Consider the following 258-nt stretch of genomic DNA (forward strand, 5'->3'; position numbering starts at 1 on the left):
CCGCCCCGCCAGGTTTCGCGCCGTTCGGCCAGCAGATCCTCGGCCACCATCTCGGCGGCCCACGGCGGGCAGAAGAGCGCGTAGGGCGGTTCGATGCGGGCCGTCTGGGCGTGGAACGGGTCCAGGCTGATCGCCGCCAGGATCACGTTGCCCTGTCCGGGCGTGGCCTTGGCGAACGCGATGACGCGCGCATTGCCCCTGGCGGCCAGCGTCAGGCCGCGGTGGCTCTGCAGGGCGGGGTTGGCGCGGCGAAGCTGG

Annotated in this window: 1 pseudogene; it reads right to left on the reverse strand. The window is 73.6% G+C overall.

The window, feature by feature from the left end:
- Positions 1-258: pseudogene (locus SB756_RS32075) on the reverse strand (alpha-1,4-glucan--maltose-1-phosphate maltosyltransferase); the annotation flags it as partial.

Source organism: Pseudomonas sp. SIMBA_068, assembly GCF_046534705.1.
GTDB lineage: Bacteria > Pseudomonadota > Gammaproteobacteria > Pseudomonadales > Pseudomonadaceae > Aquipseudomonas > Aquipseudomonas putida.